The sequence below is a fragment of the Bacillus sp. FSL R7-0685 genome (assembly GCF_038002425.1).
Taxonomy (GTDB): Bacteria; Bacillota; Bacilli; order Bacillales; family Bacillaceae; genus Bacillus; species Bacillus subtilis.
Genome location: NZ_JBBOCN010000001.1, coordinates 95,552 through 110,561, shown reverse-complemented (window position 1 = coordinate 110,561; position 15,010 = coordinate 95,552). Strand labels below are relative to the sequence as shown.

Here is a 15,010-nt window from a genome sequence, read left to right as displayed (position 1 = left end):
ACAAGTTAGCCTTTTTGTATCAGTACTGTCGCCTGAGCCGCTATTCCTTCCGCCCGGCCTGTAAATCCAAGCTTTTCTGTCGTTGTTGCTTTTACATTTACTTGAGAAACATCTGCCTCAAGGCCTTCAGCAATTCTTTTTCTCATATCTTCTATGTACGGCAGCATCTTCGGCTTTTGCGCTATGATGGTGCAATCAATGTTCCCAAGGACATACCCCTTCTGTTTCACGATTCCCCAGACATGCTGAAGTAATTTGAAAGAATCTGCGTCCTTGAACTCGGGATCTGTGTCAGGAAAATGCTTGCCTATGTCTCCTTCACCCACAGCTCCCAGGCAGGCGTCAGCGACGGTATGCAACAATACGTCTGCATCAGAATGGCCAAGCAGCCCTTTTTCGTACGGGATTTCAATTCCGCCAATAATGAGAGGACGGCCCTCCACTAATTGATGCACATCAAATCCTTGTCCAATTCTAAACATGTTTATTCCCACTTTCTGATTCCATGATAGCTTCAGCTGACGTCAAATCGTCTGGCGTCGTCAGCTTAATATTTGTATAGCTGCCTTCTACAACACGGACCGAACCGCCCTCCATCTGTTCAACGAGGCTGGCGTCATCCGTCCCTAAAAATCCCTTGCGCTCGGCCTCAGCGTGAGCCTTCATCAATAAAGAAAGACGAAAAGCTTGTGGCGTTTGGACAGCCCACAAGCTTGAACGTTCAATCGTCTCACTGACTTGTAAATCTTGAACGCGTTTAATCGTATCTTTTACCGGAACAGCAAGGATGGCCGCTCCTGTCTGTTCCGCCTCTGCGATCAGTTCGTCAATTTGTTCATGTTTTATAAATGGACGGGCACCGTCATGTACAAGGACAATCTTTTCCTGCTTTACGGCTTTCAGCCCCTTATACACACTGTGCTGTCGCTCATCTCCGCCTGCAACAAGCTCAATTGAAGTTTGAAACGGGTAATCGGACAGCAATTGCTGAAAGTGCTCCCGCTCCTGCTCGTTAATCACCAAAATGATTTTATCGCACTGCCGGTGGCTGTCAAACACTCTTAACGTGTGTATGATCACCGGGTCTCCCTTCAGCTCAATGAACAGTTTATTTCTCCCTGCCTTCATCCGCTTTCCCTGTCCGGCTGCAGGAATCACCACATCATAACTCATTGTTTCTTCTCCCTTTACAGCGCCTTCTCCAACAGCTTAGGCTTCGCAAAAATCATTCGTCCCGCTGCTGTCTGCAGCACACTTGTGACGAGTACATCAATATGCTTGCCGATATAATTCCGTCCTTCTTCAACGACAATCATCGTACCGTCATCCAAGTAGGCAACTCCCTGATTATGCTCTTTCCCGTCCTTAATGACCTGAACATTCATTTCCTCGCCAGGAAGCACAACAGGCTTAACCGCATTGGCAAGGTCATTAATGTTTAATACTGCTACCTTCTGAAGCTCGCACACTTTATTTAAATTAAAATCATTCGTCACAACGACCCCGGATGTCAGCTTAGCAAGTTTGACGAGCTTGCTGTCAACCTCCTGAATATCTTCAAAGTCGCCTTCGTAAATTTCAACTTCAATGTCTAATTCTTTCTGAATGCGGTTCAGGATATCAAGACCGCGGCGTCCTCTGTTTCGTTTTAAAACATCTGAAGAGTCTGCAATATGCTGCAATTCCTCAAGGACAAACTGCGGAATCACGATAACTCCCTCTAAAAAACCAGTCTGACAAATATCTGCTATTCTCCCATCAATAATAACACTAGTGTCCAAAATTTTCAGCTTCTTGTCTTGAACCTCATGTTCTTCATCAGCTGTTCCTTTTTTCTTTTGCATTCTGGCGGAAATGGAAAACAGGCTGATCAATTCATCCTTTTTCTTAAAGCCCACCTGGAAGCCGAGATAACCGAGGAAGAAAGCCAAAAATACAGGAATTATTGTGCTGAATATGCGGTAAGGTATATTGTCTAAAGGAATAACATTTACGATAAGATAAGCAATTATAAGTCCAAAAACTAAGCCAAGACTTCCAAATAACAAATCTGGAACCGGCGCTTTTAACAATGAATCCTCTATCCACTTCACCCAGTTCACAACGTATTCTGTACCCCATATACTGATGAGAAAAAAGATAATTGCTCCTATTGCCGCAGACGTATATGCGTTTGTTATTAAAGGTATGTCCTGTATATTTAACAGTACAAACAATTCAGGTATCAAAAATATACCAACAACGCCGCCAAAAATAATGAAGAACGCCTGAACTATTCGTTTTAACATACCCCCACCTCCTTTTTTAACATTTTAATTTCACAAAGTCTTATGCATCCTACGAATATCAGAATAAACAAAAACCAACATTAATATACCCGTATTCATAAGGTTTTAACCGAAATCACAGTTGTCTGTCTAAATAATGCTTCTCTTGCAGGCGTTTTAATCCTTTTTTGATTTTTTGGGCTCGTACTTCACCGATTCCCTCTACTTCATCTAATTCTTCTGCACTCGCCTCAATAATCCTTGGCAGGACTCCAAATGCTTCTACAACATTTTCAACAATCGGCATCGGAAGACGCGGTATCTTATTTAACAGCCTGTATCCTCTCGGCAATACATAATCATCAAGATTAGTAGAAGCAGGGTAACCGAGAAGCTTATACACAATGGAATCATCCAGCAGATCATAACTGGACATATCCTGCAGCTCCTTCAAGAGAACAAACGGATCTTTAATCTTTTCTTTTACATAGTCCTTAATAAATAAAGCGGCCTCTTCTTCCATATCCGTAATCAATTCAATGACTTGCAGTTTGATCAGATGCCCTTCTGTCCCCAGCTCTTTGATATACATATTAATTTCGTTTTTGATTCTCAGTACCATTTCATAACGATGCATGACAGACAAGACATCACTGAAGGTAACAAGTTCCTCAAACTCTAACGCGTTCAGTGCATTAATCGTTTTATCGAGGATTGTCTTATATTTTTCAAGTGTTTGAATGGCTTGGTTCGCCTTGGTTAAAATAAATCCTATGTCTTTTAGTGTATACTTCATGTTTTCCTGATATAACGTTATGACATTTCTTCTTTCAGAAATGGCGATTACAAGACAGCCAGTTTGCTTAGCTACTCTTTCGGCAGTTCTGTGCCGCATTCCTGTTTCTGATGAAGAAATTGTGGCATCCGGCATCAGCTGAGTATTCGCGTATAGGATCTTTTGACCAGAATCACTTAAAATGATCGCTCCATCCATTTTAGCCAGCTCATATAAATGCGCCGGAGAAAAAGCCGTGTTTATGTGAAAGCCGCCGTCCACCACTTCTTTTACTTTATCATTATATCCAACAACAATCAGACCGCCTGTATTTGCTCTCAAGACGTTTTCCATCCCCGCTCTGAGCGGTGTACCCGGAGCAACAAACTGCAATATAGATGACAGGTCTAACTCGTGTTTCGCCCCTTTTTTCTCTTTTTCCATCTATTATCCTCCTAATGAAGTACGAAGCGCTTCTGCAACATTTGCTACTCCGATAACCTCAATCCCTTTTGGTTTTGTCCATCCATCCAGATTTGCCGCGGGTATGATCATGCGTTTAAAACCAAGCTTTGCCGCTTCTTTCACACGCTGTTCAATTCTTGAAACCCGCCGGACTTCTCCGGTTAATCCCACTTCTCCAATAAAACAATCTGCAGGATTTGGAGGTGTGTCTCTAAAGCTTGATGCAATACTAATCACAATCGCAAGATCAATTGCCGGTTCATCAAGCTTAACGCCGCCAGCCACTTTCAAATAAGCATCCTGATTTTGCAGCAGCAGTCCAACTCTTTTTTCTAACACAGCCATTAACAGAGAAACCCTGTTATGGTCTATTCCCGTTGCCATACGCCTTGGGTTGCCAAAACTTGTTGGCGAGATGAGTGCCTGAATTTCAACGAGAATCGGTCTAGTGCCCTCCATAGAGGCAGTGATACTCGAGCCTGCGGAACCAGCAGAGCGTTCTTCTAAGAAAATTTCCGAAGGATTCAAAACCTCAGTGAGCCCCTCTTCCCGCATTTCGAAAATGCCCATTTCGTTTGTAGATCCGAAACGGTTTTTTACAGCCCGCAAAATACGGAAAGTATGGTGGCGTTCTCCTTCAAAATATAAAACAGTGTCAACCATATGCTCCAACAGTCTCGGACCTGCAATAGACCCTTCTTTCGTCACGTGCCCTACGATAAAAATCGGAATACCTTTTGTTTTTGCAATTTTCATCAGCTCAGCGGTACATTCTCTGACCTGTGACACACTGCCTGGAGCAGATGTAATATCGCTTTGGTAAACCGTTTGAATAGAGTCAACAACGACAAACGATGGATTCATCTCTTGTATAGCAGACGAAATATACTCCATATCGGTTTCAGATAAAACATGCAGTGACGGATTATTAATGCCGAGACGGTCTGCTCGCAGCTTCGTTTGCTTTACAGATTCTTCTCCCGAAATATACAGGACACTGTTTGATGAGCCTGATAATTGAGCGGAAACCTGCAGTAATAGCGTTGACTTTCCGATACCAGGATCACCGCCAATTAAAACGAGGGAGCCTTTAACGACACCTCCGCCGAGTACTCTGTTAAACTCGCCAAGCTGGGTTTTGACGCGGGGTTCTTCTGATGTTTCGATTGATGTAATAGGTGAAGGTTTCTGTACAGTTTGAACAGAATGAGAAAAAGCCGCTCTCCGATTGGCCGGTGCTTTTTTAATCATTTCTTCCACCATTGTATTCCAAGCACCGCAGCCCGGACATTTCCCCATCCATTTTGGAGACTCGTAGCCGCAGGATTGGCAGATGAATTTCGATTTTGTTTTAGCCATATATAGTGTAAGACCTCTCCCTTGTTCTATTTCTTGATATGAAAGTGAGGCATACACTTACATGCTGTATGCCTCATTTCCGTCTTCTATATTAATTCGTTTTAGCAGTCGTTTTTACGACAAATTCGCCATCTTCTACATCAAGAACAATATGCTGTCCTTTATGAATATTTCCTCTGAGGAGTTCTTCAGATAAACGATCCTCGACATGTTTTTGGATCGCTCTTCTTAACGGACGGGCACCGTATTCCAGGTCAACGCCCTCTTCCGCGACTTTCGCTTTTGCAGCATCGGTCAATTCGATAGAAAGATCTTGTTCTTTCAAGCGTTTCGTTAATTGATCAGACATTAATGACACAATCTCAGTGAGATGTTTTTTCTCAAGTGAATGGAAGACAATGATTTCATCAATACGGTTGATGAACTCAGGTCTGAACGCTCGTTTTAATTCACCCATCACTTTATCTTTCATGTCTTTATGATTTTGAGTTTCATCCTGAACGTTAAAGCCGACATATTTATTGCGTTTCAGCTCACTTGCTCCGACGTTTGATGTCATGATCAGAATGGTATTGCGGAAATCGACTGTGCGTCCTTTAGAATCAGTCAATCGTCCGTCTTCAAGAACTTGCAGAAGGATATTGAAGACATCAGGGTGCGCTTTCTCGATCTCATCAAGAAGCACGACAGAGTAAGGTTTTCTTCTGACTTTCTCTGTCAATTGACCGCCTTCATCATATCCCACATAACCCGGAGGTGAACCAACAAGTCTTGAAGTTGAGTGTTTTTCCATGTATTCAGACATATCAATTCTGATCATGGATTCTTCATCGCCAAAAATGGATTCAGCAAGTGCTCGTGCAAGTTCTGTTTTACCTACACCTGTAGGGCCTAAGAAAATGAATGAGCCGATTGGGCGTTTAGGATCTTTCAATCCTGCTCTTGCACGTCTGACGGCTTTTGCAACAGCTACAACTGCTTCATCCTGGCCGATGACACGGGAGTGAAGAATGTTTTCCATATTGAGAAGCTTATCAGTTTCAGTTTGGGCGATTTTAGATACAGGCACACCAGTCCAGCTGGATACAACCATCGCAATATCATCCACAGTAACCTCTGAGTTTTCCTGCCCTTGCTTCTCTTTCCATGATTTCTTCGTATCCTCTACTTGCTCGCGCAGGCGTTGTTCAGTATCACGCAAGGAAGCAGCTTTTTCAAACTCTTGGCTTTGCACTGCCGCATCCTTCTCTTTACGAACCTCATCAAGCTTCTGTTCAAGCTCTTTTAAGTTAGGAGGCGTTGTAAATGAGCGCAGTCTCACCTTTGAACCTGCTTCATCGATCAAGTCAATTGCTTTATCCGGAAGGAAGCGGTCAGAAATATATCTGTCAGAAAGCTTAACCGCAGCTTCAATGGCATCATCAGTGATAGAAACGCGGTGGTGGGCTTCGTATCTGTCACGCAGACCTTGTAAAATTTGAATACTTTCATCTACAGATGGCTGATCAACCTGAATCGGCTGAAAACGGCGTTCCAGTGCTGCATCTTTTTCAATATATTTACGGTACTCATCAAGAGTCGTTGCACCAATACATTGGAGTTCGCCACGAGCAAGTGAAGGTTTTAAAATATTAGATGCATCAATAGCACCTTCTGCTCCGCCTGCCCCGATTAATGTATGGAGCTCATCGATGAATAGAATGATATTTCCTGCCTGGCGAATTTCATCCATGACCTTCTTCAGGCGATCCTCAAATTCTCCGCGATATTTTGTGCCGGCAACAACTGTTCCCATGTCTAATGTCATCACACGTTTATCACGCAAAATTTCGGGTACTTCATTATTGATAATTTGCTGTGCCAAACCTTCTGCGATAGCCGTTTTACCTACACCTGGTTCCCCAATGAGAACAGGGTTGTTTTTCGTTCTGCGGCTTAATACTTCAATGACACGCTGGATCTCCTTGCTTCTGCCGATTACAGGGTCAAGGCTGTCTTCCTTCGCAATAGCAGTTAAGTCTCTTGCCAAGCTGTCAAGCGTAGGCGTATTCGCATTGCTGTTTGTTCCTGCCGCTGATGATCCTGTTTCATTACTTCCTAGAAGCTGGAGCACCTGCTGTCTTGCTTTATTTAAGCTGACACCGAGATTATTCAAAACTCTCGCAGCAACACCTTCTCCTTCACGAATCAGACCAAGAAGAATATGTTCTGTTCCCACATAAGAATGACCGAGTTTTCTTGCCTCATCCATTGAAAGCTCAATGACTTTTTTAGCTCTAGGAGTATAATGAATCGTTTGAGACATTTCCTGCCCGCGCCCGATCAAACTTTCTACTTCTTTCTGAATTTTTTCTGAACCGAGTCCAAGCGCTTGAAGAGCTTTAGCAGCAATGCCCTCTCCTTCTCTTACCAGTCCTAATAAAATATGCTCAGTGCCAATGTTATTATGACCTAACCGAAGTGCTTCTTCCTGTGCTAGCGCCAGTACTTTTTGAGCTCGTTCTGTAAATCTTCCAAACATCATATCGATTCATCCTCCTGTCTTTTCCCATTCATTTCTAAGTGAAGCCGTTCTCTGATGAGAGCCGCTCTTCGAATGTCCCTTTCGTTCGGACGCAAAGCGCCTCCCGAGTATTGCTGTAAAAACCCTGGCTGCGTCAAAATCATAAGTTCGTTAAGTATGTTGCTTGAAAGTCCTTTTATTATGCCTAAGTCTATGCCTAACCGAACATCTGAAAGGCACTTTGCAGTTTCTTTCGATTCTATCATCCGGCAATTAGACAAGACCCCATATGACCGATATACCCGATCCTCAAGTTCGATTTTAGAAGTTTGATAAATCGCTTCTCGGGCAGATCGTTCTTGTTCAATCAACTGAGCAGCAACACTGTTAAGATCCTCTACAATATCCTGCTCTGACTTACCAAGCGTGATCTGATTTGAAATTTGAAAGATATTCCCTACTGCTTCGCTGCCTTCCCCATAAATTCCTCTAACAACTAAGCCTAATTGATTAATTGCCGGTATAATTCGATTTATTTGCCTAGTTAAAACCAGCGCCGGCAGATGCATCATGACCGAAGCCCTTAAACCAGTACCTACGTTTGTAGGACAGCTGGTTAAGTATCCTCTTTGCTCATTGAATGCATAATCAACTTTTTCTTCAATCCAGTCGTCGACCTGGTTTGCGGCTTTCATTGCTTCTAAAAGCTGAAATCCAGGGAAAAGACACTGAATTCTAATATGGTCCTCTTCATTTAGCATGACGCTTACTTCCTCATTTTCAGAAAGCAAACAGCCGCCAAAAGGAGACTCTGTCAAATTCGGGCTGATTAGATGTTTTTCAACAAGTACACGCTTTTCTAAAGGCTGTGCATCATTCATTCTAATCAAAACAAATTTGCCGATTCCGGGAATTTCTTGCTCTGAAAACTGATCTTCAAATTGCTGTATGATGGATGAGGCTTCTTCATTGGAATACCGCGTAGGGAACCGAATATGCTCAAAGTTTCTTGCTAAACGTATGCGGCTGCTGAGTACAATGTCACTTTCAGGTCCTTTCTGCTTCATCCAACTGCTTAGTGCGTCCTGAATAAAATGCTTTAGCGACATTACTCCTGTTCCTCCTCACTATCTGTACTTTTGAGTGATTGTTCTAATAAACGAATTTGATCTCTTACATGAGCTGCATTTTCAAATTCTTCTTGATGGATTAAGGATTCTAATTCCTTTTTTAGCATATCAATCTGCCGTCTGACATGAAGATTGCCGCCTATTCGTTTCGGTATCTTACCTGCATGCACAGTGTTTCCGCTGTGCACTTTACGTAGGATTGGTGTAATGTTGCTATGAAATGTTTTGTAACATTCAGAACATCCAAAACGGCCAATTTTTCTGAATTGCTGAAAAGTCATTCCGCATTTCGGACAAGCAGATATTTGCTCCGAGTGACTGAACATTTGAGTTCCTGCATTTTGAAATGAAGAATCCATGTTCAGTAAACCCGAAAGTAAATTATGAATAGAGAAACCCTGATTTGCACTTATACCATATGAATCACTATTTTCTTTGGCACATTGTTCACAAATATGAACTTCTATTTTTTCTCCGTTAACAACCTTTGTAAAGTGAAAAGTGGCTGGTCTCTCGTGGCACTCTTGACAAATCAATCTTTTCACCCGCTTATTTTAATTTTAAAGAAGTCAGCATTGCCTTCATCATTCTCGCTCTTAATTCATCACGTTCAGGTAAGTCAATGTGTAAAACTGAGCGGTCCATTACGCTGACCATCATTTTTGCTTCTCTTTCTGAAATTACCTTGTCTTCTAATAGCCTTAAAATAATGTCATCAGAGGCTGCTTGAGACAAATGGGTATTAATTTGAGAAATTATATTATTGATCAGGACAACTTCATTGTTCATTTTAATTTTAATGATTCTGATGTAACCGCCGCCCCCGCGTTTGCTCTCAACAATATATCCTCTTTCGCTTGTAAATCTGGTGTTGATGACATAATTTATTTGGGAAGGAACGCATTGAAATTTATCTGCAATTTCACTTCGTTTAATCTCTAAAATTTCCTTGCCATTTTGATCTAACACTCGTTTTAAATATTGTTCAATGATGTCAGAAATATTATGTCCCACTCAACCCCCTCCTTTACTGACTTTGACTATATTTGACTTTAATCTTACTATAAGCCGTTTCTCGAGAATTTTCAACTTTCTCGCTCTATCCTTCATTATTTCCATTTTCCCGGTCCACAAAACCTGATTGCTGATTTAAAATTCGGTATAAAGTTATTATATTATACAGTTAAGTGGAATTTTATGATACCAATAAACCAAAATACAAAAAACCCAGCTCAATGAGCTGGGTTTAAGCTTGCTTGGCGGCGTCCTACTCTCACAGGGGGAAACCCCCGACTACCATCGGCGCTGAAGAGCTTAACTTCCGTGTTCGGTATGGGAACGGGTGTGACCTCTTCGCTATCGCCACCAAACAAATTGAGAGTGTTCTCTCAAAACTAGATAACAGGTGTGACATCATTCAAAAATATGGTTAAGTCCTCGATCGATTAGTATCTGTCAGCTCCATGTGTCGCCACACTTCCACCTCAGACCTATCAACCTGATCATCTTTCAGGGATCTTACTTCCTTGCGGAATGGGAAATCTCATCTTGAGGGGGGCTTCATGCTTAGATGCTTTCAGCACTTATCCCGTCCGCACATAGCTACCCAGCGATGCCCTTGGCAGAACAACTGGTACACCAGCGGTGCGTCCATCCCGGTCCTCTCGTACTAAGGACAGCTCCTCTCAAATTTCCTGCGCCCGCGACGGATAGGGACCGAACTGTCTCACGACGTTCTGAACCCAGCTCGCGTACCGCTTTAATGGGCGAACAGCCCAACCCTTGGGACCGACTACAGCCCCAGGATGCGATGAGCCGACATCGAGGTGCCAAACCTCCCCGTCGATGTGGACTCTTGGGGGAGATAAGCCTGTTATCCCCGGGGTAGCTTTTATCCGTTGAGCGATGGCCCTTCCATGCGGAACCACCGGATCACTAAGCCCGACTTTCGTCCCTGCTCGACTTGTAGGTCTCGCAGTCAAGCTCCCTTGTGCCTTTACACTCTGCGAATGATTTCCAACCATTCTGAGGGAACCTTTGGGCGCCTCCGTTACCTTTTAGGAGGCGACCGCCCCAGTCAAACTGCCCACCTGACACTGTCTCCCCGCCCGATAAGGGCGGCGGGTTAGAAGGTCAATACAGCCAGGGTAGTATCCCACCGATGCCTCCACCGAAGCTGGCGCTCCGGTTTCCAAGGCTCCTACCTATCCTGTACAAGCTGTACCAACATTCAATATCAGGCTGCAGTAAAGCTCCACGGGGTCTTTCCGTCCTGTCGCGGGTAACCTGCATCTTCACAGGTACTATAATTTCACCGAGTCTCTCGTTGAGACAGTGCCCAGATCGTTGCGCCTTTCGTGCGGGTCGGAACTTACCCGACAAGGAATTTCGCTACCTTAGGACCGTTATAGTTACGGCCGCCGTTTACTGGGGCTTCAATTCGCACCTTCGCTTACGCTAAGCGCTCCTCTTAACCTTCCAGCACCGGGCAGGCGTCAGCCCCTATACTTCGCCTTACGGCTTCGCAGAGACCTGTGTTTTTGCTAAACAGTCGCCTGGGCCTATTCACTGCGGCTCTCTCGGGCTTGCACCCTAACAGAGCACCCCTTCTCCCGAAGTTACGGGGTCATTTTGCCGAGTTCCTTAACGAGAGTTCTCTCGATCACCTTAGGATTCTCTCCTCGCCTACCTGTGTCGGTTTGCGGTACGGGCACCTCTCACCTCGCTAGAGGCTTTTCTTGGCAGTGTGGAATCAGGAACTTCGCTACTATATTTCGCTCGCCATCACAGCTCAGCCTTATGGGAAACGGATTTGCCTATTTCCCAGCCTAACTGCTTGGACGCGGATATCCAATACCGCGCTTACCCTATCCTCCTGCGTCCCCCCATTGCTCAAATGGTGAGGAGGTGGTACAGGAATATCAACCTGTTGTCCATCGCCTACGCCTTTCGGCCTCGGCTTAGGTCCCGACTAACCCTGAGCGGACGAGCCTTCCTCAGGAAACCTTAGGCATTCGGTGGAGGGGATTCTCACCCCTCTTTCGCTACTCATACCGGCATTCTCACTTCTAAGCGCTCCACCAGTCCTTCCGGTCTGGCTTCACAGCCCTTAGAACGCTCTCCTACCACTGTTCGAAGAACAGTCCGCAGCTTCGGTGATACGTTTAGCCCCGGTACATTTTCGGCGCAGAGTCACTCGACCAGTGAGCTATTACGCACTCTTTAAATGGTGGCTGCTTCTAAGCCAACATCCTGGTTGTCTAAGCAACTCCACATCCTTTTCCACTTAACGTATACTTTGGGACCTTAGCTGGCGGTCTGGGCTGTTTCCCTTTCGACTACGGATCTTATCACTCGCAGTCTGACTCCCAAGGATAAGTCATTGGCATTCGGAGTTTGACTGAATTCGGTAACCCGGTAGGGGCCCCTAGTCCAATCAGTGCTCTACCTCCAAGACTCTTACCTTGAGGCTAGCCCTAAAGCTATTTCGGAGAGAACCAGCTATCTCCAGGTTCGATTGGCATTTCACCCCTACCCACACCTCATCCCCGCACTTTTCAACGTGCGTGGGTTCGGGCCTCCATTCAGTGTTACCTGAACTTCACCCTGGACATGGGTAGATCACCTGGTTTCGGGTCTACGACCACGTACTCATGCGCCCTATTCAGACTCGCTTTCGCTGCGGCTCCGCATCTTCTGCTTAACCTTGCACGGGATCGTAACTCGCCGGTTCATTCTACAAAAGGCACGCCATCACCCGTTAACGGGCTCTGACTACTTGTAGGCACACGGTTTCAGGATCTCTTTCACTCCCCTTCCGGGGTGCTTTTCACCTTTCCCTCACGGTACTGGTTCACTATCGGTCACTAGGGAGTATTTAGCCTTGGGAGATGGTCCTCCCGGATTCCGACGGAATTTCACGTGTTCCGCCGTACTCAGGATCCACTCAGGAGAGAACGAAGTTTTGACTACAGGGCTGTTACCTCCTATGGCGGGCCTTTCCAGACCTCTTCATCTACCTCGTTCTTTTGTAACTCCGTATAGAGTGTCCTACAACCCCAAGAGGCAAGCCTCTTGGTTTGGGCTAATCCCGTTTCGCTCGCCGCTACTCAGGGAATCGCATTTGCTTTCTCTTCCTCCGGGTACTTAGATGTTTCAGTTCCCCGGGTCTGCCTTCTCATATCCTATGAATTCAGATATGGATACCACTCCATTACGAGTGGTGGGTTTCCCCATTCGGAAATCTCCGGATCAAAGCTTGCTTACAGCTCCCCGAAGCATATCGGTGTTCGTCCCGTCCTTCATCGGCTCCTAGTGCCAAGGCATCCACCGTGCGCCCTTTCTAACTTAACCGTTAAAAAGAATCACTATGTGATATCTTGTATTACTAATTGAATGTGATGTCTACTGTTATCTAGTTTTCAAAGAACACGTTTCGAAGGAATGATCCTTCAAAACTAAACAAGACAGGGAACGTTCTGTTTATAAGACCCAAGGTCTTATATTCCGTATAATATCCTTAGAAAGGAGGTGATCCAGCCGCACCTTCCGATACGGCTACCTTGTTACGACTTCACCCCAATCATCTGTCCCACCTTCGGCGGCTGGCTCCTAAAAGGTTACCTCACCGACTTCGGGTGTTACAAACTCTCGTGGTGTGACGGGCGGTGTGTACAAGGCCCGGGAACGTATTCACCGCGGCATGCTGATCCGCGATTACTAGCGATTCCAGCTTCACGCAGTCGAGTTGCAGACTGCGATCCGAACTGAGAACAGATTTGTGGGATTGGCTTAACCTCGCGGTTTCGCTGCCCTTTGTTCTGTCCATTGTAGCACGTGTGTAGCCCAGGTCATAAGGGGCATGATGATTTGACGTCATCCCCACCTTCCTCCGGTTTGTCACCGGCAGTCACCTTAGAGTGCCCAACTGAATGCTGGCAACTAAGATCAAGGGTTGCGCTCGTTGCGGGACTTAACCCAACATCTCACGACACGAGCTGACGACAACCATGCACCACCTGTCACTCTGCCCCCGAAGGGGACGTCCTATCTCTAGGATTGTCAGAGGATGTCAAGACCTGGTAAGGTTCTTCGCGTTGCTTCGAATTAAACCACATGCTCCACCGCTTGTGCGGGCCCCCGTCAATTCCTTTGAGTTTCAGTCTTGCGACCGTACTCCCCAGGCGGAGTGCTTAATGCGTTAGCTGCAGCACTAAGGGGCGGAAACCCCCTAACACTTAGCACTCATCGTTTACGGCGTGGACTACCAGGGTATCTAATCCTGTTCGCTCCCCACGCTTTCGCTCCTCAGCGTCAGTTACAGACCAGAGAGTCGCCTTCGCCACTGGTGTTCCTCCACATCTCTACGCATTTCACCGCTACACGTGGAATTCCACTCTCCTCTTCTGCACTCAAGTTCCCCAGTTTCCAATGACCCTCCCCGGTTGAGCCGGGGGCTTTCACATCAGACTTAAGAAACCGCCTGCGAGCCCTTTACGCCCAATAATTCCGGACAACGCTTGCCACCTACGTATTACCGCGGCTGCTGGCACGTAGTTAGCCGTGGCTTTCTGGTTAGGTACCGTCAAGGTACCGCCCTATTCGAACGGTACTTGTTCTTCCCTAACAACAGAGCTTTACGATCCGAAAACCTTCATCACTCACGCGGCGTTGCTCCGTCAGACTTTCGTCCATTGCGGAAGATTCCCTACTGCTGCCTCCCGTAGGAGTCTGGGCCGTGTCTCAGTCCCAGTGTGGCCGATCACCCTCTCAGGTCGGCTACGCATCGTTGCCTTGGTGAGCCATTACCTCACCAACTAGCTAATGCGCCGCGGGTCCATCTGTAAGTGGTAGCCGAAGCCACCTTTTATGTTTGAACCATGCGGTTCAAACAACCATCCGGTATTAGCCCCGGTTTCCCGGAGTTATCCCAGTCTTACAGGCAGGTTACCCACGTGTTACTCACCCGTCCGCCGCTAACATCAGGGAGCAAGCTCCCATCTGTCCGCTCGACTTGCATGTATTAGGCACGCCGCCAGCGTTCGTCCTGAGCCAGGATCAAACTCTCCGATAAAGTAGTTTGACTGACTACGCACATCGCTGTGCGATTTTTTAAAAACTGAATTAACAGGTACGTTTTGTCTTGTTTAGTTTTCAAAGATCATTTTGTTTGCTTGCTTTGTTAAAGCAGCTTTATTAGTATACAATGTCACTTCTTCAAAGTCAACAACTTTTTTTAAAAACTTTTGGTGGAGCCTAGCGGGATCGAACCGCTGACCTCCTGCGTGCAAAGCAGGCGCTCTCCCAGCTGAGCTAAGGCCCCATAAAAAATGGTCGGGAAGACAGGATTCGAACCTGCGACCCCATGGTCCCAAACCATGTGCTCTACCAAGCTGAGCTACTTCCCGATTTCCCATCTATTCTATTAAAAGATATGGCGCGCCCGAGAGGAGTCGAACCCCTAACCTTTTGATCCGTAGTCAAACGCTCTATCCAATTGAGCTACGGGCGC

At 45.7% G+C, this 15,010-nt stretch carries 9 protein-coding genes, 3 tRNA genes and 3 rRNA genes; all 15 read right to left on the bottom strand.

What is annotated here, in order from left to right:
- Positions 1 to 5 precede the first annotated feature (5 nt).
- The 15 genes from ispF to MKY50_RS00530 all read right to left on the bottom strand — a co-directional run bounded on the left by ispF (position 6) and on the right by MKY50_RS00530 (position 15,010).
- Positions 6 to 482 (bottom strand): 2-C-methyl-D-erythritol 2,4-cyclodiphosphate synthase, encoded by a 477-nt coding sequence (gene ispF, locus MKY50_RS00600; protein ID WP_003225745.1) that lies wholly within the window; start codon positions 480 to 482, stop codon positions 6 to 8.
- The gene (ispD, locus tag MKY50_RS00595) at positions 475 to 1,173 is read right to left on the bottom strand and encodes a 2-C-methyl-D-erythritol 4-phosphate cytidylyltransferase (RefSeq protein WP_003235019.1); all 699 of its coding nucleotides are present in this window, start codon (positions 1,171 to 1,173) and stop codon (positions 475 to 477) included. The genes ispF and ispD overlap by 8 nt, the downstream gene beginning before the upstream one ends.
- A gap of 14 nt (positions 1,174 to 1,187) precedes the next feature.
- Positions 1,188 to 2,288 (bottom strand): PIN/TRAM domain-containing protein, encoded by a 1,101-nt coding sequence (locus MKY50_RS00590; protein ID WP_003235014.1) that lies wholly within the window; start codon positions 2,286 to 2,288, stop codon positions 1,188 to 1,190.
- A gap of 115 nt (positions 2,289 to 2,403) precedes the next feature.
- A complete protein-coding gene (gene disA, locus MKY50_RS00585; RefSeq protein WP_003225736.1) occupies positions 2,404 to 3,486 on the bottom strand; it encodes a DNA integrity scanning diadenylate cyclase DisA in 1,083 nt (360 codons plus the stop codon).
- 3 nt (positions 3,487 to 3,489) lie between these two features.
- Positions 3,490 to 4,866 carry a DNA repair protein RadA gene (gene radA / locus MKY50_RS00580; protein WP_004399687.1) on the bottom strand — a complete coding sequence of 459 codons (1,377 nt, stop codon included), beginning with the start codon at positions 4,864 to 4,866 and terminating at the stop codon, positions 3,490 to 3,492.
- Positions 4,867 to 4,957: 91 nt separating this feature from the next.
- Complete coding sequence (clpC, locus tag MKY50_RS00575; RefSeq protein ID WP_003235011.1) at positions 4,958 to 7,390, bottom strand: ATP-dependent protease ATP-binding subunit ClpC; 2,433 nt, start codon at positions 7,388 to 7,390, stop codon at positions 4,958 to 4,960.
- The gene (locus tag MKY50_RS00570) at positions 7,387 to 8,478 is read right to left on the bottom strand and encodes a protein arginine kinase (protein ID WP_003235007.1); all 1,092 of its coding nucleotides are present in this window, start codon (positions 8,476 to 8,478) and stop codon (positions 7,387 to 7,389) included. The genes clpC and MKY50_RS00570 overlap by 4 nt, the downstream gene beginning before the upstream one ends.
- Complete coding sequence (gene mcsA / locus MKY50_RS00565) at positions 8,478 to 9,035, bottom strand: protein-arginine kinase activator protein McsA (RefSeq protein WP_009966297.1); 558 nt, start codon at positions 9,033 to 9,035, stop codon at positions 8,478 to 8,480. Before mcsA ends, MKY50_RS00570 begins: the two co-directional genes overlap by 1 nt.
- Before the next feature lie 13 nt (positions 9,036 to 9,048).
- Positions 9,049 to 9,513 carry a transcriptional regulator CtsR gene (ctsR, locus tag MKY50_RS00560; protein ID WP_003225724.1) on the bottom strand — a complete coding sequence of 155 codons (465 nt, stop codon included), beginning with the start codon at positions 9,511 to 9,513 and terminating at the stop codon, positions 9,049 to 9,051.
- Between the two features lie 240 nt (positions 9,514 to 9,753).
- Positions 9,754 to 9,869 (bottom strand): 5S ribosomal RNA (rrf, locus tag MKY50_RS00555).
- 55 nt (positions 9,870 to 9,924) lie between these two features.
- Positions 9,925 to 12,852, bottom strand: a 23S ribosomal RNA gene (locus tag MKY50_RS00550).
- 170 nt (positions 12,853 to 13,022) lie between these two features.
- Positions 13,023 to 14,572, bottom strand: a 16S ribosomal RNA gene (locus MKY50_RS00545).
- Together the 16S, 23S and 5S rRNA genes with 3 tRNA genes alongside form the textbook arrangement of a ribosomal RNA operon.
- A 173-nt stretch (positions 14,573 to 14,745) precedes the next feature.
- Positions 14,746 to 14,821: transfer RNA gene (locus tag MKY50_RS00540), tRNA-Ala, on the bottom strand.
- Between the two features lie 8 nt (positions 14,822 to 14,829).
- Positions 14,830 to 14,906: transfer RNA gene (locus tag MKY50_RS00535), tRNA-Pro, on the bottom strand.
- Positions 14,907 to 14,933: 27 nt separating this feature from the next.
- Positions 14,934 to 15,010 (bottom strand) — tRNA-Arg (locus MKY50_RS00530).

What these genes read in the sequence shown, in the direction of transcription:
- ispF (WP_003225745.1), bottom strand. Translation starts at nt 482, where the DNA reads ATGTTTAGAATTGGACAAGGATTTGATGTGCATCAATTAGTGGAGGGC.
- ispD (WP_003235019.1), bottom strand. Translation starts at nt 1,173, where the DNA reads ATGAGTTATGATGTGGTGATTCCTGCAGCCGGACAGGGAAAGCGGATG.
- MKY50_RS00590 (WP_003235014.1), bottom strand. Translation starts at nt 2,288, where the DNA reads ATGTTAAAACGAATAGTTCAGGCGTTCTTCATTATTTTTGGCGGCGTT.
- disA (WP_003225736.1), bottom strand. Translation starts at nt 3,486, where the DNA reads ATGGAAAAAGAGAAAAAAGGGGCGAAACACGAGTTAGACCTGTCATCT.
- radA (WP_004399687.1), bottom strand. Translation starts at nt 4,866, where the DNA reads ATGGCTAAAACAAAATCGAAATTCATCTGCCAATCCTGCGGCTACGAG.
- clpC (WP_003235011.1), bottom strand. Translation starts at nt 7,390, where the DNA reads ATGATGTTTGGAAGATTTACAGAACGAGCTCAAAAAGTACTGGCGCTA.
- MKY50_RS00570 (WP_003235007.1), bottom strand. Translation starts at nt 8,478, where the DNA reads ATGTCGCTAAAGCATTTTATTCAGGACGCACTAAGCAGTTGGATGAAG.